The sequence below is a fragment of the Phormidium sp. CCY1219 genome, assembly GCF_035615515.1.
Lineage (GTDB): Bacteria > Cyanobacteriota > Cyanobacteriia > Cyanobacteriales > Laspinemataceae > CCY1219.
The window spans coordinates 1-332 of the sequence record NZ_JAJENT010000020.1; the positions used below are offsets into that span (position 1 = coordinate 1).

Sequence of the window (332 nt, forward strand, 5' to 3'; positions counted from 1 at the left end):
AACACCGCGATCGGTCCGGTGAAGGCCAGGGCATTATAAGGACGAATCCCTAACAGACGGGAGATTTCCAACTGGCGTAGGCAGAAGCCAATCAAGCCGAAGGCTCCGTGCAGGGCGACGAAGGTCCACAGTCCGCCTAGTTGACACCAGCGGGTGAAGTCACCTTGGGCTTCCGGTCCCCACAGGAAGAGGAGGGAGTGTCCCAAGCTGTTCGGGGGGGTGGACACGGCCACGGTGAGGAAGTTGGCTCCTTCGAGGTAGGAGGAGGCCAATCCGTGGGTGTACCAGGAGGTAACGAAGGTGGTGCCGGTCAGCCAGCCCCCGATCGCCAA

The 332-nt window shown here is 61.4% G+C and carries 1 pseudogene; it reads right to left on the bottom strand.

Annotated elements, in window-relative coordinates:
* Positions 1 to 332 (bottom strand): annotated as a pseudogene (locus LKK83_RS00270) (photosystem II D2 protein (photosystem q(a) protein)); the annotation flags it as partial.